This is a genomic window from Roseibium sp. FZY0029, from assembly GCF_036350355.1.
GTDB lineage: Bacteria > Pseudomonadota > Alphaproteobacteria > Rhizobiales > Stappiaceae > Roseibium.
This window is the reverse complement of sequence record NZ_JAZDVZ010000002.1, coordinates 480,630-506,593: the sequence shown is the minus strand read 5'-3', so window position 1 is coordinate 506,593 and position 25,964 is coordinate 480,630. Positions and strand designations below refer to the sequence as shown.

Below are 25,964 nucleotides of genomic sequence, written 5' to 3'. Positions count from 1 at the left end.
CGCCAAGCCGTGGTTGGCCAGTTTCCGGCCAGAGGTTGCATCACAAGGGGCCGCCGACGTCTCCAGTCAGACGCCTGCTCGCAACGTGACGCAGCCGCAGACGACGAGCTGAATGCTTTCGGCGCAGCCCAATACCTGTGGTGAGCACAGGGGCAATGAATATCTTCAAGGAAGTTTAGGCTGCGTCAGGTAACGGCTTTCAGCAGCGCCTGGGATGGCGGCTGGCCGGGATTCTGGCGCGGTTTCTTGAGTTCGGACTTGTAGCGCATCACGAGTTCGGGAATGGAGCGGGTGCTCCGGTCCAGCCACTCGCAGCGTGCCTTCAGGAAATCGCGATAGGTCTTTTCGTGGATGCCGGTTTGAAGCATCAGGCGCATGATCGCACCGTCTGCATCGGACTTCAGCGTGTCGGAAACAACCTCGTCGGCGAGATTGATCTTGCGGCTGATCAGCCAGATGGCGGCATCAAGGCGGCCTTCTTCGAACAGTGTCCGCAGAATTGCATCGAAGGAAAGTTCCCCGTTGGCAATCTGGATGCTGGCCTCGTGGCGCGAATATGTAACGCCGTCGATATCGATGCTGCCGTCGTGCCGTTCTTCGATGGTTTTCGCCAGGCGCTGAAGTTCACCTGTTTCCAGTGCCTTCTTGAGAGGTGGCGGGATCAGCGGACAGTTGCTTTCCAGAATATCCATCTGGGTTTGCAGAAACTCTTCGTCCTCCATCGCGCGTCGTGCGATGCCGGCGAGCACATCGGCCTCGGTGTTCGCGAAAATCAGGAGAGCCAGCGTGCCGCGGACGGAAAAAGGGGCCTCCATATTGTGGAGGAGTTCGTGCACCACATCGCGGCTGGCCCGCGCGATCATGGTGTCGGTCATCTCTTCGGAAAGATCAGATCTCTTTGCAGCTGACTTGCGCTTGTCGTTACCGCCGCTTTTCGCGATCTGTATGAGGCCGTTCTGGCTGATCATCGGCGAGCATTCGATCACCGGCTCAGACAGTTCGTAGTCTTCCTGAGCAAGCCTGTCCGCAAGATCCGGGATGATGCGATCAGTCTTTGCAAGTCGTACCACGAGTTCGTAGCGTGCGGCGCGGTCGAGCTGGTCGAAGACCGAAAGAACAATATGCGAGAACAGTTCCCGCTCCATCTCGGTCGGTTCGTGTTCTTCCGAACGCGCATATTCACCGACGAGGGTGCGGATGAGCTTTGATCTCGCCTCCGGCTCTTTGATCCGGGCGAGCTGTTCTAACTGTTCTCTTAACACTGTCCTGCCGATATAAACGATGGGGCACAGATGTGGCCCGCACGGCTGTAACTATTACAGTCCTATCTTAATTTTCTTCTACTTTTAACGACTTGGCTTGCTGCTTCAGCCGCCGCCAAAGCTCTTCACCAGAGAGCCGGCAACGAGGTTCCAGCCGTCGACGAGCACAAAGAAAATCAGCTTGAACGGTAGAGAGATTACCACCGGCGGCAACATCATCATACCCATGGACATCAAAACGGATGCGATCACGAGGTCGATGATCAGAAACGGCAGGTAGAGCAGGAAGCCGATTTCGAAGGCGCGCCGCAATTCCGAAATCATGAAAGCCGGAACCAGCGTGGCCATGGAGAGATCTTCCGGGCTTTCCGGCGCTTCTTCCGCACCGGACAGTTCCTCAAACAGGGCAAGGTCCTTTTCGCGGACCTGGGACAGCATGAACGTGCGGAATGGATCGGACGCGCGTTCGAAGGCCTGTTCCAGTTCAATGTCCCCGTCTATGAGCGGCTGCACCCCGGCATCATAGGAGGCCTGCAGTGTCGGCATCATGATGAAGGCCGATAGGAACAGCGCAAGGCTGACCATGACCATGTTGGGCGGAGCGGTCTGAAGTCCGATTGCCGAGCGCAGCAGTGACAGCACCACCACGATACGGGTGAAGCTGGTCACCATTACGAGAATGGACGGCGCCAGCGACAGGACGGTCAGAAGGATGACCATCTGGACGGCACGTTCCGTCAATGTGGTGTCTTCGCCAAAACCGACAGAAATTTCCTGCGCGGCAGCCGGCCCGACCAGAACCGCAAGCAGTGCGGTCAATATTAGCATCAGGCGGACAAGGCCACCCGGGCGCCGGAGCGATTGGAAGCGTATCATCCGTTTGACTGTCCACCCAGTTCGTCCAGTATCTTCGCCATTTCTTCCTCGATGGGGTTTCTGTCTCCCAGACCGGCAGACGGCCTGACCGGAGCCTTCACCGGGGGAGCGGAGGTCATCACGGGAGTGCTGGAAACCGGCGCGGCCGGTGCAACCGTCGCGGCGGACGTTACGGTTACCGTCGTGGTTTTTTCCTGGGAGTCTTCACTCGTTTCGGCAGATGGTTCTTCGGACTGCGGCTCTGGCGTGCCGGAGGTTTCCGCCTGTGCCTGCGCTTGCACCGATGCCGGAGCGGGGTCCGGGCTCTGTGCCGGAGCTGGGGCGGAAGGTTCCGGAACATCTTCCAGAAGATCGCCGATATCCAGGGTTATCTCCCTGGACGGGCCATCCCCCTCGGCAGATTGAGCCACGCTCGAAGCGCCGTTTTCGACGGTTGGAGCAGCAGTCTGGGCCGTGTCTTCCTCTTTGTCCGCGCTGGCTTCGACAGCCTCTGCTTCTTCCGTCAACGAAAGCGCGTCGGATGCCTGCTGTTCAGATGCCGTCTGGTCATTCGCGCCTGCTGGTTCTTCCGGCTGCGGCGCGGCGAAAGTCGATTGGTCCGGCGTCGGTGTATTTTCCTCAGAAGGGGCTTTGCTTTCCTCTGAAGGCTGAGGGCTTGCGACTGCCACCGTGGCTGCTGCGAGCACCGGCTCCACCTTGTGGTCCGTCTGGAGCGGTTCAACAGGCTTTAAGAGCGCGGTCTTGGCGCGCGCGGCCGGGCCCGATGCCGGCGGTGAGATGGTGCCGCCATAGGACGGACGGTCCCGGGCAGTGAAAGGACGCGCCAGAGATTTCAGTGTGGAAGCGGCCCTGCTTTCCTGTGGTGCGGAGGCGGCCGAGACGGCAGGGCGCACTTCAGGAGCTTTTGCCATTGCTGCGGCCGGTTCGCTTGGCTGGATGTCTGTCTCCAGAGTCGCGGTGATATCAACCTTCGGCTCACTGGCACTTTGAGGCGCCTGAACCTCCTGAACCGGAGGAACGGGTTCGGCTGCTTTCGGCATTGCCCTGTTGAAGCCGTTCTGGGTCGCGGCGCGCAAGAGGTCACTCGCGCGGCTCAGCCCTCCACCTACTGTTGAACTGACTGCCGCACTGGCTTTGGGCGCGGTCGGCTGTTGAGCGGAGGGGGCGGCGGCGGTTGCCGCTGAAGGGGCAGGAGCTGGTTCCACGGCGCGCGCTGCCATCGGCCGGGCAACCGTGGGTTCAGCGTAGCTGCGTGTTGGTGCTGCCGGAGGTGGTGCTGCCGGAGGCGTGGTGGGGGCAGAAGGCGTTGCGGCTGCAGCGGACGGTGCCTTGTAGGCAGGGGCCACAGGTGTTGAAGCCGGGGCAGGTGCCGGCGAGACGGCTGCGGCTGGCTGCGGTGCTGGTTCGGGAGACTGCACAGGCGCGCGCGCCTGAACGGCGGGAGCAGCAACTTCTTCATCGGGGAGAAGTTCGTCCGGCCGCGCCGGAATTTCCGGCCCGGGGGCGAGTGCGGCCTTCACCGGCATGGGCATGCCGGAGGGAGCCGGGGCGTGGTGCCCTGGCCGGGCCTGGGTCAGGGGCGTGTTGCGGACGATGTTCTGTTCCACAACCACGTCGCTCGGACCGCCGACCAGGATGAGATGTTCAATGTTGTCCCGGCGAATGAGCAGCAACCGGCGCCGGGCATCGACCGTGGCACTGTCCATGATGGCGATCCGGGGTTGCCGGTTGCGGCTTTGCGGGGCGCTGGCGCCCATCAGGCGTTTGAGAATGAAAATGAAAAGGCCGAACAGCAGCAGCACGACGGCCAATGCCAGGATAACTGCGATTGCCTGCGTGATGCCCCCGCTCACGTTAAATGTGGTCTCAATCCAATTGTACATCTTATCCTCGTGCCGCCCCGCTTGCGGTTTGATCGCGTTTGCCGGTTACTCCGGTTTTTGGCCTCAATTGGGGAGGTTGGTCTTTATCCCCAGTAATTCCGGCTGTTGTGCCGGTGCAGGCTCCTATGCCGCAAACCTCTCGGCTTTTTCGTGTTTCCCGGTGACGGCGAGTGTGTTTTGCCCCATCGCCACTGGTTCGGCTGCTTGCTGATCCGCTTCGAATCTCTCTAGGACTTGAAGTTAACAGAAGCAGGCAAATTTTGCCTGTCGGCGGCACTGCTCTTTTTGCGAAATGCAAAGGAATGTTGCCTCCTCCACTGGTTTTTGAAGGGTTCTGGTCGCAAGAGGTAAACGGCTGTTAACTTTTCATTAACCATTTGAGCGGCAATCATTGCCGAGTTGGTTAACGAATGGTGAATCGGAATGGCCATAACGGATCTGCCGCTGTTCCAGGCATTGAAATCCAAGATGCAGTGGCACCAGACGAGACAGAGCGTGCTGGCGCAGAACATCGCCAATGCCGATACGCCCGGTTACATGGCGCGCGACGTGAAGGAGTACTCCTTCAAGGACCACATCGGCCGGCAGTCGCTGAACCTGTCAACGGAAACGACGGCGTCCGGTCATATCCGCGGCAGTCTGGGCGCGACCGGTAAGGCGAAGATCGAGGAAGACGACACCTTCGAAGTCACGCCGAGCGGCAACAGCGTCAATCTGGAAGAGCAGATGATGCATATCACCGAGAACCAGATGGACTATCAGGCCGCAACGACGCTTTACACCAAGGGATTGGGTCTGATCCGGACGGCACTTTCCAAAAGTGTATGAGGCAATGCAGCACAAGCTAAAGGACCGATAACATGGACCTGATCAAATCCCTGTTCATCTCGGCAAGCGGGCTGAGAGCGCAGAACGGGCGCATGCGGATCATCGCGGAGAACATCGCAAACGCGAACTCCACCGCGAAGACCCCGGAAGAACTGCCCTACCGGCGCAAGATTCCGACCTTCAAGAGCCATTTCGACAGGGAAATGGGCGCGGATATGGTCGAGTTGGGCAAGATTGCTGAAGACAACACGGATTTCCGTTCGGTGCTGATGCCTGGTCACCCGGCCGCCGATGCCAACGGCTATGTGCTTCAGCCCAACGTCAATACCCTGATCGAAACGACGGACATGCGCGAGGCGCAGCGGTCCTATGAAGCCAATCTGAACGTCATCGATTCCACTCGGAAGATGCTGCAGCGGACCATCGATATCCTGCGCGCCTGAGCGGCAGTCCTAAACCGGCAAGGGAGCCAAAGTCATGTCTACTCCGTCGATCGCAAATAACGCCTATCAGATGGCCGCCAAGCTGCAGCAGCAGGCACGGGCGATTGAGGACAAGGCGGGCGCTCCGGAAGTTGCCGGTCTCGATTTCGGTGCGTTGGTGAATGAGGCTGTCGGCGGCGTTGTCGACAAGGGTCGCGTGGCCGACGACAAGGCAGTCGGCCTTGTCGAGGGCAAGGCAGATGTGGTCGACGTGGTTACCGCCATCGCCGAAACGGAAGTTGCCCTGGAAACCATGGTCGCCGTGCGCGACAGGGTGATCTCCGCCTACGAGGAAATCATGCGGATGCCGATCTGATATGAAGCGGCATGGGGGCCTGTCATGACCGGTGGTGAAGTTCTCGATCTCGCCCGGGAAGGCGTCTGGACCATGATCCTGGTGGCCGGGCCCGTCATGATTGTCGGCCTTCTGGTGGGCGTCGTCATCGCCCTGTTCCAGGCGCTGACGCAGATCCAGGAAATGACGCTGGTTTTCGTGCCCAAGATCCTTGCGATCTTCGTGACAATCCTGATCTCGCTGCCCTTCATGAGCCAGGTTCTGGAAGCCTTCATGAGCAGGGTTGCCGAAATGATCCTGACCACAGGTTAGGACGTGGCCCTTCATGACCATTCAGCTCGATTATCTGCCGAACGTCGCTGCAATCTTCATGCTGATGTTCGCGCGTCTGGGCACGATGGTCATGCTGCTGCCCGCCCTTGGCGAAAGCACGATCCCGACCCGGTTCCGGCTGACCATCGCCCTGGCGCTGACCATGGTTCTTTATCCTGTCGGATCGCAGTATTATCCCGCCGACGTCACGTCAAACACCTACCGCATGATTGCGCTTCTGTTCGGGGAAGTAGCCATAGGCCTCGGCATTGGTCTGTGTGCCAAGATGATCACGTCCGTTCTTCAGATCGCGGGCATGATCATGGCCAACCAGTCGGGCCTCGCATTCGCGCTTGGCACCGATTTCGCCAACCAGGGCCAGCAGGGGGCGCTGTTCGGCAATTTCCTGTCGATCCTCGGCATCACGCTCGTTTTCGTCAGCGACAGCCATTACCTGGTGATTGCCGCGCTCCACGACAGTTTCACGATCTTTCCTCCTGGACTGGCGCCGCCTGTGGGCGACTTTTCCCAGAACGCGACGGAAACCGTCGCGCACGTGTTTTCCATAGCGGTGCGCATGAGCGCGCCTTTTCTGGTTGTCGGTCTGGTTTTCTATTTCGGCCTCGGCTTGCTCAACAAGCTGATGCCGCAGATGCAGATCTTCTTTATCGCCATGCCCGTGAATATCGCGATCGGGCTGTTCATGCTCATGGTGCTGATCACGACCCTGATGATGTTCTATCTGGACCATTTTCAGGAAGCGCTCGGCAAGTTCATCGTGGGGTAGCGCTGCGCAATGGCAGACGATAGCGACGACTCTGAAAAAACAGAGGACCCCACGCACAAGCGTCTGAAAGAGGCGCATGACAAGGGGGACGTACCGAAATCGCAGGAAGTCAGCACCTGGTTCACCCTGGCCGGGGCAACGCTGATGATTGCGATTTTCGCACCCAGCACCGCCGTGTCGCTGGGAGAGATGATGAAAGGCTATCTGGAGCATGCGCACCAGATCGCGGTGGACGGCTATGCGCTCAAAGCCTTGTGGCGGGACACCGGTCAGTCGGTCGCCCTCATCGTCGGCATTCCGCTTCTGGCGCTGGTGATCATGGCCGTTGCGGGAAATCTTGTGCAGCACCAGCCACTTCTGACGGCTGAGACGATCAAGCCGAAACTGTCCAAGGTCTCGCCGGCATCCGGGTTCAAGCGCCTGTTTTCATCCGAGAGCCTGGTGAACTTCGCCAAGGGCATGATCAAGATTTCGGTCGTCGGCGCCATCATGGTGGCCGTGATGTGGCCGCACCGCGACGAAGCGGAAGTGATGGTGTTTGCCGATACGAACATCATTCTGGAGGAAGCCAGGATCCTGATCCTGCAACTACTGTCTGCCGTACTGGCGGTGATGACGGTCGTTGCAGGAGCCGATTTCATCTACCAGCGCCACAAATGGTTCAACAAGCAGAAGATGTCGCTGCGCGAGGTCAAGGAAGAATACAAGCAGACGGAAGGCGATCCGCAGATCAAGGGCAAGATCCGTCAACTGCGCATGGAGCGCTCGCGCAAGCGCATGATGTCCGCCGTGCCGCAGGCAACGGTGGTGGTGACGAACCCGACGCACTATGCTGTGGCACTGAAATACGAAGAGGGCATGGGCGCGCCGCTCTGTCTTGCCAAGGGAACGGACGCGATCGCGCTTAAAATGCGTGAAATTGCCAAGGAAAGCGATATTCCGATCGTCGAAAACCCGCCCCTTGCACGCGCGCTTTATGCGACGGTCGAAATCGACCAGGAAGTACCAGAGGAACACTACAAGGCGGTTGCCGAAGTCATCGGCTTCGTCTTCCGCATGCGCAAGCGCGCTTCCTGGCGCTCCAACTAAGTTGCTCTCAAGGTAAGCGGACTGAAAAAGTCAGCCGCAAACAGGTGAATTTCAACAGGACTTGGTCGCATATCAGTTGAAATCGGTTATTAAGCACAGAATGCTTATGAACGGCCCCTTCAAGAACCGAATCGGGCCCGGGAGACAGGATTGATGAGTGACATGGACGGGGCACCGAGCGGGCCGATGATCAGCCGCCCGGAACGTTCCGGGAATATAGGCCTTCTCATAGGTCTCGCACTGCTGCTCGTCGGCGCTGCTGCTGCCTTTGCGGTCATGGATCGCGAAGTGGCGCAGCCATTTATTCTTGCGCTGCTCGGTATCCTGGCCGTCGTGGGTGTTTTCTGCCTGTTTGCCGGAGCCATCGGGTTTCTGCGTCTGTCCGCCCGCCCGGGCGAAGCCAACCCTCTGGCATCCGCTTTTGTCGATACGCTCGAGGACGGGGCCCTCATTACCGACCTGGACGGCCGGCTCGTCTATGCCAACAAGGCCTATGCGGACCTGACCGGCGCTGAAACCGCTGCCGACATCCGTGTGGTCGAGCGCGTGTTCTCGTCCGACCCGGATGCCACCGACGCGATTTTCCGCCTCTCCCAGGCCATGCGCGACAGCCGCAGGGCACAGGAAGAAATTCGCATGCCGTTCCCGCTCGGCCGGTCAGACGGCGCGGCGCGTTGGTACCGGGTGTCGGTGCGGCCGCTGCAAGTGCCCAAGGAGCGCGGTGGCGGCAAGCCCATGGCGGTGTGGCAACTGGCCGATATCACTCGCGACCGGGCCGAACAGGAAAACTCGTTCCAGGAACTGCAGCGCGTCATCAATTTCCTGGACCATGCACCGGCCGGTTTCTTCTCCTGCGATGCGGAAGGCCGCATCGTTTATCTGAACGCAACGCTTGCTGACTGGCTTGGCTATGATCTTGCCCAGTTCGATGCGGGCGATCTGGACCTGTCGAGCATCGTTCGGGGCGACGGCACCGAGCTGATCCGCTCCATCAAGGGGCAGGCGGGGGAGGTCAAGAGCGAAACCTTCGATCTCGATTTCGTCACCCGAAACGGCCGTGGTCTGCCGGTGCGCCTGCTTCACCGTGTGCCGTTCGGGGAGAACGGCCAGCCGGGCGACAGCCGCACGCTTGTGCTCAACAGATCACGCGGCGAGGAAGCCTCCGAGGCGCTGCGGGCGGCGGAGGTTCGTTTTGCCCGTTTCTTCAACAACACGCCGATTGCCATTGCCTCGCTCGACAAGGAAGGTCGGGTTCTGAGAACCAATGCGCCGTTCCTGAAACTGTTCGGCGCGGTCGATACGGACGACGAATCCCCCAAGCTGGAGGCCTATGTGGCCGAAAGCGGGCGCCAGGAACTGGCGAAGTCTCTGCAGGCAGCCGCAAACGGCATCGGCGAGATCGCGCCCATCGACATTCCGCTGGTCGAGGGCAACGATCCACGCTCCGCGACCTTCTACGTCTCCGCCGTTCAGGAAGGCGAGGGCGACGGCGAAGCGGCCATCGTCTACGCGCTGGAAACCACGCAGCAGCGGGCGCTGGAAGCCCAGTTTGCCCAGAGCCAGAAGATGCAGGCCATCGGCCAGCTTGCCGGCGGCGTCGCGCATGACTTCAACAACGTCCTGACCGCGATCATCGGGTTCTCGGATCTGCTGTTGGCCAGCCACCGGCCGACCGATCCGTCCTTCCAGGACATCATGAACATCAAGCAGAACGCCAACCGTGCTGCCGGCCTCGTGCGCCAGCTCCTGGCCTTCTCGCGCCGTCAGACCCTGCGTCCTCAGCAACTGGAGCTGAATGACGTTCTGGCGGATCTCTCCATCCTGCTCGACCGCCTGCTGGGCGAGAAGGTGGAGTTGAAGGTGATCCATGGCCGCGACCTGTGGCCGGTAATGGCCGATCTCAACCAGCTTGAGCAGGTGATCGTGAACCTGGCGGTCAACGCGGGCGATGCTATGTCCGACGGCGGCCGTCTGACCATCCGCACGCGCAACGTCAGCGAAGCCGAAAGCACTCAGTTCGAGAACATCCGGGGCATGCCTCCGGGGGAATATACCCTGGTGGAGGTCGACGACACCGGCCATGGCATTCCGCCGGACGTGATGGAAAAGATCTTCGACCCGTTCTTCTCCACCAAGGAAGTGGGCAAGGGTACTGGCCTCGGTCTGTCGACGGTTTACGGCATCGTCAAACAGACGGGCGGGTTCATCTTCTGTACTTCCGAGGTCGATGTCGGCACCACGTTCCGCCTGTTCCTGCCGCGCCACATCCCGAAGGTGGTGGAAAAGAAGAAACCGGAGCCGAAGGAAAGCGAACCGGAAAAGGTCAAGGATCTGACCGGCTCGGCGTCCATTCTGCTTGTCGAGGACGAAGAGGCTGTGCGGGCATTCGGTGCCCGCGCCCTCGCTTCACGCGGGTACACGGTCTACGAGGCGGGCTCGGGCAACGAGGCGCTGGAGGTCATGGAAGAGACCGACGGCAAGATCGATCTCGTCGTCTCCGATGTGGTCATGCCGGAAATGGACGGACCGACGCTCCTGGTCGAGCTGCGCAAGACACGGCCGGATCTGAAGATCATCTTCGTTTCCGGGTATGCAGAAGACGCCTTCGAGGAGAACCTCCCACCGGGCGAACAATTCTTCTTCCTGCCCAAACCGTTCACGCTGAAACAGCTTGCAACGACCGTGAAGGATGTCTTGAACGGATAGGACGCGATGGTCCAGACTTGCCTCGACATCAACATGCTTGAGGCAGGTCTTTCATGCAGCTCCCCGACTTCATTCGCAAATTCCCGTCGCTGGAAATCCCTTTTCCTGACGACGTGGTCAAAACCCACGCGGTGCGCTCCGATGCCGGGCTGGTGGTGTTCTTCGATTTCCAAAAAGACATGGTCCTGCCTCCGCATTCCCATCTGGCACAGTGGGGCACCGTGTTGAGCGGCGAGATCGAGTTCACCATCGCCGGCGAAACCAGAACGATGGGGCCGGGTGCCATCTACGATATTCCCAGTGGCGCCGAGCACAGCGCGGTCATCAAGGCCGGAACCAAGGTTATCGATGTCTTCGAGGAGCCTGACCGCTATCTCATAAAAGGGTGAGGACAGGCACTGGTTTGCGGCATGCGCCGGGAGTGCGCCTTGGGCTTCGCTGTCCGACGGCGGTCACGGCACAATTACGGTTACCCTTCCAGCCCGGATGCGCTAGAGGAAGGTCGCAACAGGGTGTCTCCGGGAAAAAAGGGCTGACGCGGTGACCGCACATCATGCATCTGGCGAAAGCGCTCCGGGCAACGATGCACCCGCTTTCGGCCAAGGGACCTCCTGGCGGCGGCTGATCTCCATCTTTGGCAGCATTGGCCTCCTGTCCTTCGGCGGTCCGGCCGCCCAGATTGCGCTTATGCACCGGAAGCTGGTGGATGAGACCGGCTGGCTTTCGGAAAAAAGCTACGTCAATGCTCTCGGGTTCTGCATGTTGCTGCCGGGGCCGGAAGCCATGCAGCTTGCAACCTATTGCGGCTGGAAACTGCGCGGGGTTGCCGGTGGGCTGCTGGCGGGCCTTCTTTTTGTCGTGCCCGGCGCACTCGCAATTTTCGCCCTTGCCGCGGTCTATGGGGCCTTCGGCAATGTGCCGCTGGTCAGCCAGCTCTTTCTTGGCATCAAGGCTGCCGTTCTGATCGTGGTTCTGGAGGCGTTGCTCCGTCTTTCCAAACGTGCGCTCACCATCAGGCGGCAATGGGCCATTGCAGCGCTCGCCTTTGTCGGCATCTTCTTTCTGTCGCTGCCATTCCCGCTAATCGTTCTGGCCGCCGGGCTCTATGGGGCGGCGTTCGGCGGGGCGCAGATGGCAGGTCACAGGGAGGCCGGTGTCGCGGTTGGCAGGCCGTTTGCGAAAACGCTTCGAACGGTTTGCCTCTGGCTGTTCATCTGGATCGCGCCGCTGGTGCTGCTGGATCTGGCTGGCGGCGTGCCGTTGCTGGCCGATATCGGCTGGTTCTTTTCCAAGCTCGCTGTCGTCACCTTTGGCGGCGCTTATGCGGTTCTTGCCTATATGGCCCAGGATGTGGTCGCCATTCACGGCTGGCTGAGTGCCGGGGAGATGATGGACGGGCTCGGCCTTGCGGAAACAACGCCGGGGCCGCTCATTCTGGTAACCCAGTTCGTCGGCTTTCTGGCGGCCTTTCACGAGGGAGGCCTGTTGCTTGGGATGGCAGGAGGGCTGGTCGCACTCTGGGCCACCTTTGCGCCCTGCTTTCTCTGGATCTTTGCCGGCGCGCCCTACATCGAATGGATCTCGGCGCAGCCAAGGCTCAAGTCGGCGCTGTCGGCCATCGTTGCGGCCGTGGTCGGTGTGGTTCTCAATCTTTCGGTCTGGTTTGCGCTGCATGTTTTCTTCAAGGAGGTCACTGCCTCGAAGTGGGGTGTCGTGACGCTCTGGATACCGGACCTTGCCAGCCTCGACTGGCGCGTGCCGGTGCTGGCAGTGCTATGCGGCCTGTTGCTGCTGCGCTTTCATTTCGGTCTGATCTGGGTGCTGCTGACGGCGGCACTTGGCGGGGTGCTGTTGTCGCAGGTGGGCTAGAGTGTTGACCCATTAATGAAGAGGACAGGCGGTAAAGCCATTTTCATGTCTTTCGGATTTGACCGGAATGGCCCGCCTCAAACCATTTCATCTTCATTTATGCGTCCCCACACTGGCGCTATTCCCAGGGCGCGAAAGTCTTTTCGGTCGAGAGCGCGTTAAAGCGCTCCTTCAGGTCGGTCATAAAATGAGTCCGGTTTCCGTCCCAAGTGACTGGTTCCCCGACAAAAATATCGCAGAAGAACGGTACCAGCAGGAACGAGCCCTTCGGCAAGGCCTTGCCAAGGCCGTGGGTGAAGACGGGGACCACCGGTGCGTCGGGAAACCGTTCTGCAAGAAAGGAGACACCTTTCTTGAGATCCGTCATCTGCTCGGGTTCACCGCGTGACCCTTCTGGAAACAGGATCAGAACCTTGCCCTGCCGCAGCACCTCGTAACAGCCGTCCAGCGGATCGGTGGTCCTATCCTTGCTGCCACGCTCTACCGGGATGATTCCAAGGACATGTTCCGACAGCCAGGCCTTGAGCGGTGAGGAGAAAAAATAATCGGCTGCGGCTACCGGCTTAATGTCCTTCAGTTTCGACAGCGGCATCAGGGCCATCAGCACCATCGTATCCAGATGGCTGTTGTGATTGGCTACGATGATGGCCGGACCATCCGCCGGCAGCAGCTCCTTGCGGCGCACGTTCAGCCCGAGCAGGAACAGGACCGTGATCTTGACGAAGATGTAGAAGATCTTCTGGAGCATCAATGGAGGTTCCCGGTCTTGGTCTTTCCTAAAACGCCAAGGCCCATTTCCGTCATCCCGGCCAAACGTAGCGCGAGCCGGGATCGGGGAGCCGCCGGACTCATCGAATTGAACGAAAGCAGTCTCGACGCTCTGGCTCGCCGGCCCCGGATCTCCGCTTCGCTACGTCCGGGGTGACGATGGAGAGGAGATTGACTGCGGTGACGAAGAGGCGACTGTGCGCGCAGCGTGAAGGCGGTCATCCTGACATCCCCTTCAGTAATAGAAATAACGGGTGAAGTGGAAGAACAGCGGTGCGGTGTAGGTCAGGCTGTCGATGCGGTCGAGTATGCCGCCATGGCCGGGGATCAGGCTGCCGGTGTCCTTGACGCCGAGATCTCGCTTCAGGGCGGACACGGTGACGTCACCGACAAAACCGGCCACCGGGATCAGCAGGCCAGCGGCAGCCGCGTGGATCATGTCAAAGGGTGTCACCAGCGGGGCGGTCAGAAGCGCCAGCACGAAGGTGGTCGCGACGCCGCCGACAAAGCCTTCCCAGGTCTTGTTGGGGCTCACGCCCGGGATGATCTTGTGCCGACCGAACAGCTTGCCCCAGGTGTATTGGGCAACGTCGTTGAACTGGGTCAGGAACAGAAGGAACAGCAGCAGGCCCGGCCCACCGGTGCTGTTGGTCTCCGTTGCCGGCAGGATCAGGAGAAAGGCTGCGTGGCTGATGGAGAAGACGCACAGCATCAGGCCCCAGTTGAGTGTGCCGACGGCTCTCAGAAACCCTACGGTCTGTTGGGTCAGCAGGCTGACAAAGGGCAGAAACAGGAACATGTAGACAGGGATGAACACGGCAAACATGCCGTAGTAATTGTCGTAGACCCAGAAATACTGCACGGGGATCGACAGATACGCCCAGAACAGCACCCGCCTGTCGGCCCGGCGGGTGGGGATCATCGAAAAATATTCCTTCAGCGCCAGGAAACTGATGAGGGCAAACACGATGATCGAGACCGTGTTGCTGACAAGAAACGAGACGGTAAAGATCGCCACCATTACCCACCAGCTTACGGTGCGCTGAACCAGTTCGTTCATGTTCTTGGCGGAGCGTTTCGAAATCACGAAGACAATCATGCTGGCAAGGCACAGCACGCCCCAGATGCCGATCAGGGCCCAATGGATGGTCAGGAGGTTCATGCGGATTGTTTCTCCCTGATCGCGGCTCTTGCACGGTTGAGGACGGTCGCGGCCGACAGCACAAGTCCGGCACCGAAGAGGATCTGGTAAAGGAGGGGGGCAGTCAGCCCAAAGGCGATCATGAACCCGCAGAGGCCGAAAAGGGCCGCGCGGTCGCTCTTGCCGAAGGGGCCGTCATACCGGCGGCTTGCACCAATCTGGACTGCGATCACGCCAGTCATTTCACCGATGAGGGCCAGCACCACCAGGCCGACGACAATCGCTCCTTCAACGAAGGGCAAGAGCGCAAAGGGCAGGTAGAGCGCGGCATCGGACAGAACGTCACCCAATTCGTTGAGCACCGCACCCAGGTCGGATTTCTGATCGTGCTCGCGCGCCAGCATTCCGTCGATGGCGTTAAGGCCCATGCGGATGAACAGGACCAGTGGCAGCAGGATCAAGGGCAGGAAAGCACCGGGAAAGACCCACAACAGCAAACCTTCGCCAACCGAAAGGCCGAGAGCTGCCAGCGTCACCTGATTGGCAGTCACCCCGTTTGCCGCGAGCGATCTGCATAAAGGGCGAAGCAGGTGCTGAAAGCGGGATTTCAGTTGGTAAATCGTTGGCATTGCGTGGACTTTCCCGTCTGGTTCCGGGAAAGATATAGGGACACGCCCGCAGACGCACGCCAGAATTTCAGTGACCTGCTGTCGGTTGCTGACACGGCTTTGCCATAGCAGGCGGTTCGGCTTTCTCGTTTCCTTTGGCTTGCTCAGGCATCGCTTTCTTCTGCGGAGGCGAGGATTGTCCGGGCGCGGATGCGAACGGGCTCATCAACCATCGCGCCGTCGACAGTAGCAGCGCCGTCTCCTGAGGCGAGAACACGCCGGGCCCACGCGATTTCGTCTTGGTTCGGGGCGAAGGCGCGTTTGATCTCGGCAATCTGTTTCGGGTGAATGCACAGCTTGCCGGTCATGCCGAGATCGCGCGCATGGGAGGCGTCTTCAAATGTCTGCACAGGGGCGTCGAGCTGAGCCGTAACGCCATCTATCGGGGCGGCAATGCCGGCTAGCCGGGAGGCCAGCACCAGTTCGCAGCGGACCGGCAGCAGCACGTCTTTCAAGTGCGCGCAGCCAAGATCCGCACAATAATCGATGGACCCGAAGGCCAATCGAACCACCCCATCAGCGCTTGCAAGGCTCCGTGCATTGGCAAGCCCGCGGGCGCTTTCAATGAGGGCGATGACCGGGACAGTACCACCGAGGGATGAGAGGAGGGTGGAAATCTCTCCGACGTCTTCCGCTTTCGGCAGCATGACCGCGCTGGGCATCAACTGGCGAACAGCAACGACATCTTCCGGGTACCAGGAGGATCCTGCCGCGTTGATGCGGACGATGACCGGTTTGCCTGTGAAGCCGGTCGTCATGTTGGTGCGGGCTGCGTGCTTTTCGGACGCGGGGACCGCGTCTTCCAGGTCCAGGATGATCGCGTCGGCTTCTGTCGCGGCAGCTTTTGCGAACCTGTCCTGCCTGTTTGCCGGCACGAACAGCGGTATTCTGACTGCCGTTACCATGCCGCCGCCGCCTCCATGGCAACCGGACCGCCAAGCTGCGCAGTCCAGAGCTTCATGGTGTTGCCTTCCGCTTGCGCATTCACCGTGAAATCCGCCGTGTCGAAAATGGCAGAGAGACTTCGGAACTGGAAGGTCTTCGGCGCCCGCCCTTTGAGATCAGCTGCGAATTGGCACAGCAGCGTCGCCTGCAAGGGGCCGTGAACAACAAGTCCGGGATAGCCCTCGACATCACGGACATAGTCCTTGTCGTAGTGGATGCGGTGGCCGTTGAAGGTCATGGCCGAATAGCGGAAGAGGTAGACAGCAGACGGCGTGATCTGTGCCGTGTGCACGCCGGCCGGTGCAGGCTCCGGAGGTGTTTTCGCCGTGGCAAGGCTCTCAGCCTCGCGGTAGACGATGTCCTGTCGCTCGCTCAGGACGGGACGGCCATTTGACGTGACCTCATGATCGACCGCGACGAAACAGAGCGTGCCCGTGCGACCCTGTTTCACGACCACGTCCCTGACGGTCGAGACCCGTCTGACCTCTTCGCCGATCCGGATGTCGCCGTGGAAGGTAAAAGCGCCGCCTGCCCACATGCGTCTGGGTAGGGGCACGGGCGGTAGAAACTCGCCGCGGGCGGCATGACCGTCCGGGCCGAGAGCGGCTGTCGGAGCAGTTGGCTGGGCGAGACAGAAATGGATCAGCAGGGGTGCAAGATCGCCGATATTTTCGCCTGATGTCCGGTCAAAGGTTGCGTTGAACTGGCGCACCAGCATCGGGCTCAAGATCTCCGAGGCGCTGTCCTCGTGCCCGTTCCAGCTCCGCAAATGGTCAATGTCGAGTTCCATGGTCAGGCCTCCAGAGGCTTGAGGGCGGGAACCGGGCCATAGCTGCGCGGCTCGCCTGAAAAGATGGCGGCAGGGGCGGGCAAGGAGACCGGCCCGTTCGGACTGCCTACGGTAATCCGCCTCAGATGCGGGTGGGTCGAGAGGCCCTCCATGTCATTGACCGAGGCCAGGGCTATATTGGCCTCCGTCAGCAGTCTGATGGCCGTTTCGGCGTCGATTTCCGCAAAGGCTTCGGCAACCGCGGCGTCCGTTTCGCTGCGGTTTTTGACCCGTGCCAGGTTGCTTGCGAACCGGGGATCGGTGCCGAGTTCCGGTTTTTTCATGAAGCTGCTGCACAGGGTTCGCCATTCCCGGTCGCTCTGAATGGAGATCAGGATTGCCGGGCCTTCCTTCGGCTGGAAGACGCCGTAAGGGGCAATCGACGGATGGGCGAGGCCAACCCGCTGTGGGCTTTTGCCGCCCTCATGGTTGAGGAGGGGCACCGTCAGCCAGTCGGCCAGAACATCGAACATGGAAACGGAGATCTGCGCGCCCTTGCCGGTGATGCCGCGCTGGATCAGAGCTTCCAGAATGGCGGTATAGGCGGTTGCCCCGGTTGCAATGTCAACGATCGAGATGCCGACCCGCGCCGGTTCTGTCGGTCCGCCGGTGATCGAGCAAAGGCCGGTTTCTGCCTGGATCAGCAGATCATAGGCCTTGCGGTCAGCCATCGGTCCGGTTTCGCCGAAGCCGCTGATGGAACAGGTGATGAGGCGTGGATAGTCCTGCCTCAGGCGCTCCGGATCAAAGCCGAGCCGGGCCAGGGCGCCGGGCTTGAGGTTCTGGATCAGGACATCGGCGTCGGCAATCAGGCTCGTCAGCTTTTGCCTGCCTGAATCGGAGGCAAGATCCAGCGTCAGGCTGCCCTTGCCCCGGTTTAGCCAGACGAAATAGCTCGATTGCCCCTTGGCGACATCGTCATAACCCCTGGCAAAATCGCCCTCCGGCCGTTCGATCTTGGTGACTTTCGCGCCGGCATCGGCCAGCCGGGAGCTAGCGTAGGGGCCAGCAACCGCCTGTTCGATGGCGACGACCTTCACGCCCTCCAGCGGCAGACCCATCAGAACGACCTCGGCAGGCCAAGCACATGCTCGGCGACATAAGACAGGATGAGATTGGTGGAGATCGGCGCCACCTGGTAAAGCCGCGTCTCGCGAAACTTGCGCTCAACGTCATATTCGCACGCAAACCCGAAGCCGCCATGGAACTGGATGCAGGCATTGGCCGCTTCCCAGCTTGCCTTTGCGGCCAGATATTTGGCCATGTTGGCCTCCGCACCACAGGGGGCGCCGGCATCGAACAGGCTGCAGGCCCTGTAGCGCATGAGGTTGGCTGCTTCGACCTCTATATAGGCTTCGGCAATGGGGAACTGCACGCCCTGGTTCTGGCCAATCGGACGGCCGAAAACTTCCCGTTCGCGCACATAGTCGGTCACCTTGTCGGTGAACCAGTAGCCGTCGCCGATGCATTCGGCCGCAATCAACGTGCGCTCGGCGTTGAGACCGGTGAGGATGTATTTGAACCCCATGCCTTCCTCGCCGATGAGATTTTCTTCCGGGATTTCCAGATTGTCGAAAAACAGCTCGTTGGTCTCGTGGTTGACCATGTTCAGGATTGGGCGAACCTCCATGCCAGATTTCATGGCCTGCCTGATGTCGACGAGGAAGATCGACAGGCCCTCCGATTTCTTCTGAACATCGGCAAGCGGCGTCGTGCGCGCCAGGAGGATCATCAGGTCGGAATGCTGAACCCGGCTGATCCAGACCTTCTGGCCGTTGACGACGTAACGGTCACCCTTCCTCACGGCGGTGGTCTTGATCTTGGTGGTGTCCGTGCCGGTGGTCGGTTCGGTCACGCCCATGGACTGCAGGCGCAATTCGCCGCTGGCGATCTTCGGCAGATATCTCCGCCGCTGTTCTTCCGAGCCGTGCCGCACCAGCGTGTTCATGTTGTACATCTGGCCGTGGCAGGCACCGGAGTTGCCGCCCGCACGGTTGATTTCCTCCATGATGACCGAGGCTTCGGTCAGCCCGAGACCCGACCCGCCGTAGTCTTCCGGGATCAGGGCAGCCATCCAGCCTTCGCGCGTCAGGGCGTCGACAAATTCTTCCGGATAGGCACGAGCCTCGTCGATCTTGCGGTGGTATTCAGCAGGAAACTGGGCACACAACGCACGGATACCGTCGCGAATATCCTGGTAACTGTCGGGTTGGCTGGTCATATCAGCTTTTCGTCCTGAGGGGCTGGTGACCGCAGTTAAGCCGGTGAGTTGATATTGAACAAATATATGTTTTGGATAGATCTCATATAATTTTTATATGTTAGTTTGGCCGCATGGATATCCGACAGCTTCGCTACTTTCAGGAAATCGTTGCGCAAGGCTCGCTGACACGGGCCGCGGAAAGCCTGCATGTGGCGCAGCCGGCCCTGTCATTGCACCTGAAGAATATGGAAGAACAACTGGGCACAAGGCTGCTGACGCGTAGCCGGTCCGGCGTCACACCGACGGAAGCAGGTGACCTGCTGCTGCAAAGGGCACGGGCGATCCTTGAGGATCTGGCACGTACGGAAGACGATATCCGCAATCTGGAAGCCGATCCGTCCGGCGTCGTGCGCATCGGCCTTCCTGGCACGATCAGCGCCATGGTGTCCCTGCCGCTGATCCTGGCAGCCCGTGAACGGTTTCCGCGGATCACGCTCAACATCAATGAGGCCATGAGCGGTTTCGTCGGCGACTGGCTGAGCGAAGGCAAGGTCGACCTTGCCGTACTTTACAGCCGGTCGAAAGATAAGCGCATCCTTTCCGAACTGCTGCTGGAAGAAGAGCTTGTGGTGCTTTGGCCGGGGGAGGGCGGGTGCCCGCCCGTCATGAGCCTTGGTGATCTGGAAAAGGTGCCGATGGTTCTGCCCAGTGGTGCCCATGGCCTCAGGGTGCTGATCAACAGCGAGTTCCAGGCGCTGGGCTTTGCGCCTGAAATCGCGATGGAAATCGATTCCTTCAATAATATCAAACGCCTGGTTTCTGCCGGGTTCGGCCCGTCGATCCTGCCGCTTTATGCGGTGACGGAGGAAGTGGCGGCCGGTGCGCTTTGTGTCAGCCGCATCGCGGCGCCGGGTCTTTGGCGAGGCGCTCACCTGATGTCGCCCGGCGGACGACCGGTGACACGTGCCGTCGAAGCCGTGCACACCCTGCTGCGCGACGTCATTCTGGACCTGCGCGACAGCAGCGCCTGGGCTGCCTCGCGGCCACCGCAGGAACCGCCACCATCGAATTGATGAAGACGCGCGTTTCTCAGTCCTTAAACTGGGGAAACTCGGTAAAGAGAGACGCCACCATTGCCTCCTGAACTTTTCCGATCGGGCGCATAGTTTCAGCGGAACAAAACACGCGGCTCTATCGTTTACCGGGCACTGCCCTATGGTGGCTTTACAAGCAGTCTGTCGATCCGCGGCAGGGCTTTCCTCTTTTCAAGAGAACCTATTGACGATGATCGACGCTCTCCTTCTGACCTCGCCCCGCATTTCCACATTTGACGACCAGACCTATCTGACGAACGCCAGCAGCTTCTTTTTCGAGCGTGATGAGCGCCTGTTTCTGGTTACCAGCCGGCACGTCATGGTGGACGATGACAGCGGGCACCATCCGTCGCGTATCGAAATCGAGCTGCATAACGATCCCGACAACCTTGCCGAGTCCATTGGCTTTTCGATCCCGCTTTTCCGGGACGGCCAGAGCCTCTGGCGTCAGGGAGGGGATACGGCAGGCGATATCGATGTTGCCGTGATCGAGATTGACCGCTCGGCCTTGCCTGAAAACATCCTGTACCAGGCCTTTACCCCGGAACACCTCGCCGACCCAGAGGAGCATGTAGAGATAGGCTCCTCCATTCTGGTTGTCGGTTTTCCGCTTGGATTTCATGACACGCTGCATCACATGCCGGTGGTTCGTCATGCGGTCGTGGCCTCGTCCTTCGGCTTCCGTTTTCAGGGAATGGGCTATTTTCTGACCGATGGCCGGACGCACCGGGGCACCAGTGGTGCGCCAGTAGTCATGCGCGACGGCGAGGGAACGCCTGGTGAATTGACATGGAAGTTGCTTGGCGTTCATTCCGCACGTCTTGACGTCGGCACCCGCGACCTCGTGCTGGACGAAGCGCTGGGCCTTAACTGTGCCTGGTATGCCGATATTCTGATGACCCTGACCAAAAATTGACGAGGATCCGGCAGCGTCAGGCGGGTTTGAACCTGTAGTGGCCGGTGATCTGAAATTCGAAGAGCCGGTCTTCAAGCTGCGTACCCGCGCCGATGTTGTGAACCACCATCGGTCGGTGTCCATCACGGGACGCCCGGTGACTGACAATGGCGATATGCGGCAGGTTGCCGGGCAGCATCTGGGAGACGATGTCGCCGGGCTGATAGTCCACCGCGTTTTCCGTGACGGCAAGTTCTGCACCCTGCCGCCTGAAGAAGGCCTGCAGGTTGGGGACGCGCCGATGGTCGATGTTTCTGTCCGGACGCTTGAGGCCCCAGATTTTGGGATACGCCGAAAAATTCGACTTCATGTCCGCATTGACGGCTGACTGGAGATCATAGCCGAAGGCGTCGCGATAGGCCCTGACGACCACATCTGTGCAGACACCCCGTTCACGCGGAAGGTCTCCATCGGGAAATGGCAGCGAGACATAGGCCGGATCGTAGATCACCGTGACGCCGATCTGGCTTTCTGCCGCCGCGATGAGCTCTCCAGCCCATGAAACAGCCGTGGAGAAACCCTTCGCGCCCGTTTCGGGCGGCGGCGGCGAAGAAGGTCCTGCGAGTGCCGTATTGACCAGCGTCAGACCTGTTTCCAGTCGATAAAGAGGCGTTGTGAACGTCGTGTAAGCACCGGCCGACGCCAGTAATCCGCCGGCCCCCATCAGGAATGTACGCCGCTTCATGTGAGACCTCCGAACAACATTTAGAGGGCATAACCAAGGAGTGGGACCGGAATACGGCGGTCAACATTCGCTTCGCTTTCCCTAAGGAAGCGGTGAGGCAGGTGTCGTTGGGGAAATTGGTGAATTGCATATTTTTTGTTGTCCAAAATTTAATTAGTGAAGGTTTAACTGCAGAAAAAAGGCGGTAAATGTTGACGACGTATTGGGGAAGACTGTTCGCATCGGTGCTGTTCGTCTGCTTGTCCTGGCTGGTCCTGCCCGCCCAGGCTGAGCAGGCATCACTGTCCTATGATCAGTTTTTCCTGCGCCACAGTGCAACGATGATGCTCATCGATCCGGGCACCGGGAATATTCTTGATGCCAACAACGCTGCGGCCCAGTTTTACGGATTTGACCGGGACACCCTGCGTGGCATGTCCATTCAGGATATCAACCAGCTAACCCCCGAACAGGTTGAAGCCGAGCGCCAGCTTGCCAGGAGCGAGCACCGCAATTTCTTCATCTTCCGTCACAAGCTGGCGAATGGTTCCGTCCGGAGCGTGGAAGTTCATTCGACACCAGTCGACTACGACGGAAGGAAGGCCCTGCTCTCCGTGGTGCACGATATTTCGGCTGACCGCGAGCGGCAGGAAGAACTCTGGCACTACAAGAACCGCCTTGAGGAAATGGTCGACAGCAAGAGCGCGGAACTTTCCTCCGCCTATCACGCCCGTAACCAGTGGATGCTCGGGTTGGTCGGCACGCTCGGTCTGTCTCTCGTCGTCGTTTCTTTCCTTCTGCTAGAGCGGCATACTGCTCACAAGCGCCTGCGGTCTTCAGAGCAGCGGTTGCGGGAGATCATCTTCGGGACCAACGTCGGGACCTGGGAGCGCAACATTCAAAGCAAAGAGGTGATCTACAATGACCGCTGGGCTGAAATCGTCGGCTATACGCTGGCGGAGCTGCAACCGGTCAGCATGGAAACCTGGCGGAAACTGACGCACCCGGAAGATGTTGAAAAATCGGAGCGGATCCTGGCTGAAGTCCTGTCCGGTGCGCGGGAATCCTATGACAATGAAATTCGCATGCATCACAAGGAAGGCCGGTGGGTCTGGGTGCTGGACAGGGGGCGCGTGGTCGAATGGACCAAGGACGGCAAGCCCCTGCGCATGTCGGGAACCCATACAGACATCACACGCCTGAAAAAGACCGAAGAGGCCGTCCGGCGCCTGGCGATGACGGATCATCTGACCGGGCTTTCGAACAGGGCACATTTCAGCCAGAGCCTTGCGGAGTGCATTGCCATCGCGGATCAGGAAAACCGCAAGTTCGCCTTGATGATGCTGGATCTGGACACCTTCAAACCGGTCAACGACCGCCACGGGCATCCGGTAGGAGACGCACTGCTGCAGGCTGTTGCCTCCACCATCAAGCGCTGCACGCGCGACGGGGATGTGGTGACACGGATCGGTGGTGATGAGTTTGCGGTGATTGTCAGCGACTACGCCCAGGAAAAGGACGTTCTGGCCTGTGCGGAGCGTATTTGCCGGGAAGTCTCCAGGCCGATGGACATCAAGGGCAACCAGATCAACATCGGCATCAGCATCGGCGTTTCCTTCTATCCCGATGATGCGGATGACGCGAAGTCACTGATCACACATGCCGACCAGGCCATGTATGAAGCCAAGAAGAGCGGCGTGAACGTTCTGACCTATGAAGCTTTCAGGCTCCGCGCGGCGAGCTAGTGTGTGAACTTCGGTCTTGCTTTCAGGCAGAACGAGCCCCGGCGAGGGGCTCGTCCTTTGGCGAGGCAAGGTATGATCAGAGGTCGTTGATCGCGGTCTCGCGGATTTCCGGCCATTTGGCGTAGGCACCGGCGAGAACCTCGTCCTTCTGCTCCAGGTATTTGTCGAAGATGACGGCATTGACGAAGAGGTACAGTTTGCCGTCGACGATATCGGCGAACCGGACGTCACCATCGAGTTTCTTGCCGACATAGATGCCGAAGGCGCAGAAGCCGCCGAACTGCGGCAGGAAACTTTCCGGCGCGGCGTCGAACTGTTCCTTGGTTTCGGCCGTGGCGAAGTAATAATCGACGCCGTCATGGCTGGAAGTGTGGACAGCGTCCCCTGCGCCCGGCGTTTTGCCAGCGAACATCGACACCGGGTCGATGCCGTGCATGCCGAGCGGGTTGCCGTTGAGCGTCAGGCCGTTGGCAACGTTGTATTCATCTGCGGCAAGGGCGGCGGTGGACAGAACAAGGGCTGCGGCCAGGGCCGGAAGGGCAAATTTGAGTTTCATCGGTTTGATCCAGTCTTGTGTTGGGTAAGTCGGTTTGGTGAAAAGGTGCCGGTCAGGCGGAACGGGCGATGCGTTCGACCGCATCGTCGGTCCACCAGACGCCATTGGCGACCATGCGGAAATTGATGATGGCGGCGAGATAACCGTCGCCCTCGGGCACCTTGGCGCCCGCGGTCGCATCGCGAACCACTGCCACTTCGAAGCCGAGTTCCAGCAATTCATAAAGATGGGCCTGCGTGCACAGGTTTGCGGACATGCCGGCGAGGATCACCTTGTCGATGCCGCGCTTGCGCAGTTGCAGGTTCAGGTCGTTCTGCGCCGGGCTGTAGACCTTGTGGGGCGAGCAGATGACGGTTTCGCCGTCCTCGATGTATTTCTTGTACTGCGGCATCCAGTCGGCGCCGGAGCCTTCGAAGTTTTCCAGGGAAAGGGGGCCTGGGCGATCGAACATGCCGATGGAATGCATGGTCTTTTCCAGGGTGCCCTCGAACTGCCACTTGTGGTCGTGCGGATAGTAGTAGTGGGGTGAGATGAACACCGGCATCGACGCGGCCTTGGCCGCCTTGAACAGGCGTTCGATGTTGTCGACCGTGCCCTGTTCGGTGACGCTTTCGCCAACGACACCCCAGGTGACGCCGTCTTCGGACAGGAAGTCGATCTGCGGATCGGTGACGACGAGCGCTGTGCGCCCGGCGGCAATTTCCATGTCGATCTGGGGCAGGCCGGGCTTTTCCGGATCGGCATAAAGGGCGCGGGCTTCTTCGGTTGCAGCGGTCGCCGAGCCGGTGGCCATGGCGACGGCTCCTGCCGTTGCCGCGCCCGCAGCCCCTGCAAGCAGGCGGCGGCGGGCGTGGTCGACCGTTTCCGGCGTTGCACAGCAGCCGCAGGCCTTGTCATCTTCGTTGTGCATGTGAAGTCTCCTTTGCTTGGGTTGGACGGTGCGTTTTGTTGAAACGCTGTCTGGTCCGCGGCCGGTCATCCCTGTGCCCGAAGGCATGCCTTTCCTGTTCCCGGCAAAGGTGCCGGGGCGGCGTTGGGCTTGGGCCACGTTCCATGGGGGCGGCACCGGTGCGCCGGTGCCGGAAGCTGAGGTCAGAGAGCGGCGAGGTCCCGCGCCTCGCCGGCACGCTCGGGAACCTTTCGGCGGATCGAAGCCGGTTTCGCATCATTGGCGGGTAGGGCCGGAAGACGCACGGTCAGAACTGCGCCGGTATCCTTGCCGCCGCCGCCGTTCTGGGCGGAAATCCTGCCGCCGTGGCGTTCGGCGATCAGCCGGGCGATCCAAAGCCCAAGGCCGGAGGAGGGGCCGGGGCGGGCGGCTTTTGCCGAAAGCTGGGTGAACGGGCGGAACGCCCGGGCAAGATCGGCGGCGGTGAAGCCCTGTCCCTGATCGCTGATGCGCACGGTGACAATGCCGTCCTCGTCATGGGCGACAGTGCAAAGAACGGTTCCGTTCTCCGGGCTGTGGCGCACGGCGTTGCCGATGAGATTGTCGAAGGCCTCGAACAACAGTTCCGCATCACCACAGATCAGGCATGGCGAAAGTGGTTCAATCTCCAGGTTGACCGCATGACGGCGGGCAAGGGGCTGGTTGACGGTGGCGGCCAGAGACAGGACCTGAGCCAGATCGACCGGGCGCAACACGCAGGACAGCGGATCGCGTCCCTCCCTGCCACGCCTGACCAGGGCGCTGAGACTGGCCGTCAGATGTTCGAGAATGCGGTCGGCCTTTGCCGCGTTTTCGGCAATGGCGGGCTGGCCTTCCCACATGGCGCATTGGGCAATGTCCTCGATCAGCAGAGAGAGGTTTGCCAGCGGGCCGCGCAAGTCATGGGCGACGATGGAAAGCGTTCTGCCGTAGGCATTGCTGTCGGCTGCCTCACCGGCTGACTTGGCGCCCGGTCCACCGGCGCTTCTGTCAGGCAGGTTTCGTGCTGCCGGGCGGGGCGATGCTGCAAATTCATGGCTGGCCGGACTGCGGGCCGTGATCTGTTCGATAATCATGAG

The 25,964-nt window shown here is 60.2% G+C and carries 26 protein-coding genes; 12 read left to right on the top strand and 14 right to left on the bottom strand.

All coding sequences use genetic code 11. From position 1 onward, the window contains the following. Positions 1-185 precede the first annotated feature (185 nt). The 3 genes from V1T76_RS06900 to V1T76_RS06890 all read right to left on the bottom strand — a co-directional run bounded on the left by V1T76_RS06900 (position 186) and on the right by V1T76_RS06890 (position 4,021). On the bottom strand, positions 186-1,262 hold the full coding sequence (locus V1T76_RS06900; protein WP_330559886.1) for a DUF2336 domain-containing protein: 1,077 nt from the start codon (positions 1,260-1,262) through the stop codon (positions 186-188). Positions 1,263-1,367: 105 nt separating this feature from the next. Further along, positions 1,368-2,090, bottom strand: a complete 723-nt coding sequence (gene fliP / locus V1T76_RS06895) for a flagellar type III secretion system pore protein FliP (RefSeq protein ID WP_330560226.1) — start codon at positions 2,088-2,090, stop codon at positions 1,368-1,370. A 44-nt stretch (positions 2,091-2,134) separates the two neighbouring features. After that, positions 2,135-4,021: a hypothetical protein gene (locus tag V1T76_RS06890; RefSeq protein ID WP_330559885.1), complete on the bottom strand. Its 1,887-nt coding sequence runs from the start codon at positions 4,019-4,021 to the stop codon at positions 2,135-2,137. Positions 4,022-4,444: 423 nt separating this feature from the next. Here V1T76_RS06890 and flgB point away from each other — a divergent pair, with 423 nt between their 5' ends. The 9 genes from flgB to chrA all read left to right on the top strand — a co-directional run bounded on the left by flgB (position 4,445) and on the right by chrA (position 12,389). Beyond that, the gene (gene flgB, locus V1T76_RS06885) at positions 4,445-4,849 is read left to right on the top strand and encodes a flagellar basal body rod protein FlgB (protein ID WP_330559883.1); all 405 of its coding nucleotides are present in this window, start codon (positions 4,445-4,447) and stop codon (positions 4,847-4,849) included. A 32-nt stretch (positions 4,850-4,881) separates the two neighbouring features. Beyond that, the gene (gene flgC, locus V1T76_RS06880) at positions 4,882-5,292 is read left to right on the top strand and encodes a flagellar basal body rod protein FlgC (protein WP_006932653.1); all 411 of its coding nucleotides are present in this window, start codon (positions 4,882-4,884) and stop codon (positions 5,290-5,292) included. 34 nt (positions 5,293-5,326) lie between these two features. Next, the gene (locus V1T76_RS06875; RefSeq protein WP_006932651.1) at positions 5,327-5,647 is read left to right on the top strand and encodes a flagellar hook-basal body complex protein FliE; all 321 of its coding nucleotides are present in this window, start codon (positions 5,327-5,329) and stop codon (positions 5,645-5,647) included. A 24-nt stretch (positions 5,648-5,671) separates the two neighbouring features. Continuing rightward, on the top strand, positions 5,672-5,938 hold the full coding sequence (gene fliQ, locus V1T76_RS06870; RefSeq protein ID WP_006932649.1) for a flagellar biosynthesis protein FliQ: 267 nt from the start codon (positions 5,672-5,674) through the stop codon (positions 5,936-5,938). A 13-nt stretch (positions 5,939-5,951) separates the two neighbouring features. Then, entirely contained in the window at positions 5,952-6,725 is a 774-nt protein-coding gene (fliR, locus tag V1T76_RS06865; RefSeq protein ID WP_330559882.1) for a flagellar biosynthetic protein FliR, read from the top strand. A gap of 9 nt (positions 6,726-6,734) precedes the next feature. Continuing rightward, entirely contained in the window at positions 6,735-7,814 is a 1,080-nt protein-coding gene (flhB, locus tag V1T76_RS06860) for a flagellar biosynthesis protein FlhB (protein WP_330559881.1), read from the top strand. A 153-nt stretch (positions 7,815-7,967) separates the two neighbouring features. Then, positions 7,968-10,520: a cell cycle histidine kinase CckA gene (cckA, locus tag V1T76_RS06855; RefSeq protein WP_330559880.1), complete on the top strand. Its 2,553-nt coding sequence runs from the start codon at positions 7,968-7,970 to the stop codon at positions 10,518-10,520. 53 nt (positions 10,521-10,573) lie between these two features. Beyond that, positions 10,574-10,909: a cupin domain-containing protein gene (locus V1T76_RS06850; RefSeq protein ID WP_330559879.1), complete on the top strand. Its 336-nt coding sequence runs from the start codon at positions 10,574-10,576 to the stop codon at positions 10,907-10,909. Between the two features lie 151 nt (positions 10,910-11,060). Then, a complete protein-coding gene (chrA, locus tag V1T76_RS06845; protein ID WP_330559878.1) occupies positions 11,061-12,389 on the top strand; it encodes a chromate efflux transporter in 1,329 nt (442 codons plus the stop codon). 118 nt (positions 12,390-12,507) lie between these two features. On the opposite strand, the gene V1T76_RS06840 is transcribed toward chrA, so the two are convergent. The 7 genes from V1T76_RS06840 to V1T76_RS06810 form a co-directional block, all read right to left on the bottom strand. Then, a complete protein-coding gene (locus V1T76_RS06840) occupies positions 12,508-13,137 on the bottom strand; it encodes a lysophospholipid acyltransferase family protein (protein ID WP_330559877.1) in 630 nt (209 codons plus the stop codon). Between the two features lie 255 nt (positions 13,138-13,392). After that, positions 13,393-14,319, bottom strand: a complete 927-nt coding sequence (locus V1T76_RS06835; protein ID WP_330559875.1) for a phosphatidate cytidylyltransferase — start codon at positions 14,317-14,319, stop codon at positions 13,393-13,395. After that, positions 14,316-14,927 carry a CDP-alcohol phosphatidyltransferase family protein gene (locus V1T76_RS06830; RefSeq protein WP_330559874.1) on the bottom strand — a complete coding sequence of 204 codons (612 nt, stop codon included), beginning with the start codon at positions 14,925-14,927 and terminating at the stop codon, positions 14,316-14,318. Before V1T76_RS06830 ends, V1T76_RS06835 begins: the two co-directional genes overlap by 4 nt. A 143-nt stretch (positions 14,928-15,070) precedes the next feature. Next, positions 15,071-15,871, bottom strand: coding sequence for an HpcH/HpaI aldolase/citrate lyase family protein (locus tag V1T76_RS06825; RefSeq protein ID WP_330559872.1), 801 nt, complete (start codon positions 15,869-15,871; stop codon positions 15,071-15,073). Continuing rightward, entirely contained in the window at positions 15,865-16,701 is an 837-nt protein-coding gene (locus V1T76_RS06820) for an FAS1-like dehydratase domain-containing protein (protein ID WP_330559870.1), read from the bottom strand. Before V1T76_RS06820 ends, V1T76_RS06825 begins: the two co-directional genes overlap by 7 nt. A gap of 2 nt (positions 16,702-16,703) precedes the next feature. Then, on the bottom strand, positions 16,704-17,801 hold the full coding sequence (locus V1T76_RS06815; RefSeq protein ID WP_330559869.1) for a CaiB/BaiF CoA transferase family protein: 1,098 nt from the start codon (positions 17,799-17,801) through the stop codon (positions 16,704-16,706). After that, the gene (locus V1T76_RS06810; RefSeq protein ID WP_330559867.1) at positions 17,801-18,961 is read right to left on the bottom strand and encodes an acyl-CoA dehydrogenase family protein; all 1,161 of its coding nucleotides are present in this window, start codon (positions 18,959-18,961) and stop codon (positions 17,801-17,803) included. The genes V1T76_RS06815 and V1T76_RS06810 overlap by 1 nt, the downstream gene beginning before the upstream one ends. A 113-nt stretch (positions 18,962-19,074) precedes the next feature. On the opposite strand from V1T76_RS06810, the gene V1T76_RS06805 reads away from it, so the two are divergent. Next, positions 19,075-20,016 (top strand): LysR family transcriptional regulator, encoded by a 942-nt coding sequence (locus V1T76_RS06805; protein WP_330559866.1) that lies wholly within the window; start codon positions 19,075-19,077, stop codon positions 20,014-20,016. A 211-nt stretch (positions 20,017-20,227) separates the two neighbouring features. Next, entirely contained in the window at positions 20,228-20,953 is a 726-nt protein-coding gene (locus V1T76_RS06800; protein ID WP_330559864.1) for a S1 family peptidase, read from the top strand. A 16-nt stretch (positions 20,954-20,969) separates the two neighbouring features. Here V1T76_RS06800 and V1T76_RS06795 read toward each other — a convergent pair whose 3' ends face one another. After that, complete coding sequence (locus tag V1T76_RS06795) at positions 20,970-21,677, bottom strand: DUF1287 domain-containing protein (RefSeq protein WP_330559863.1); 708 nt, start codon at positions 21,675-21,677, stop codon at positions 20,970-20,972. A 188-nt stretch (positions 21,678-21,865) separates the two neighbouring features. On the opposite strand from V1T76_RS06795, the gene V1T76_RS06790 reads away from it, so the two are divergent. Next, positions 21,866-23,401, top strand: a complete 1,536-nt coding sequence (locus tag V1T76_RS06790) for a diguanylate cyclase domain-containing protein (protein WP_330559862.1) — start codon at positions 21,866-21,868, stop codon at positions 23,399-23,401. Positions 23,402-23,477: 76 nt separating this feature from the next. Here the strand turns inward: V1T76_RS06790 and V1T76_RS06785 are convergent, their stop codons facing one another. From V1T76_RS06785 to V1T76_RS06775, 3 genes are all read right to left on the bottom strand, one after another. Next, the gene (locus tag V1T76_RS06785; protein ID WP_330559861.1) at positions 23,478-23,957 is read right to left on the bottom strand and encodes a YHS domain-containing (seleno)protein; all 480 of its coding nucleotides are present in this window, start codon (positions 23,955-23,957) and stop codon (positions 23,478-23,480) included. A 52-nt stretch (positions 23,958-24,009) separates the two neighbouring features. Further along, positions 24,010-24,867: a cysteine hydrolase gene (locus V1T76_RS06780; RefSeq protein ID WP_006932615.1), complete on the bottom strand. Its 858-nt coding sequence runs from the start codon at positions 24,865-24,867 to the stop codon at positions 24,010-24,012. Positions 24,868-25,049: 182 nt separating this feature from the next. After that, positions 25,050-25,961, bottom strand: a complete 912-nt coding sequence (locus tag V1T76_RS06775; protein ID WP_330559858.1) for a sensor histidine kinase — start codon at positions 25,959-25,961, stop codon at positions 25,050-25,052. Positions 25,962-25,964: the final 3 nt, after the last annotated feature.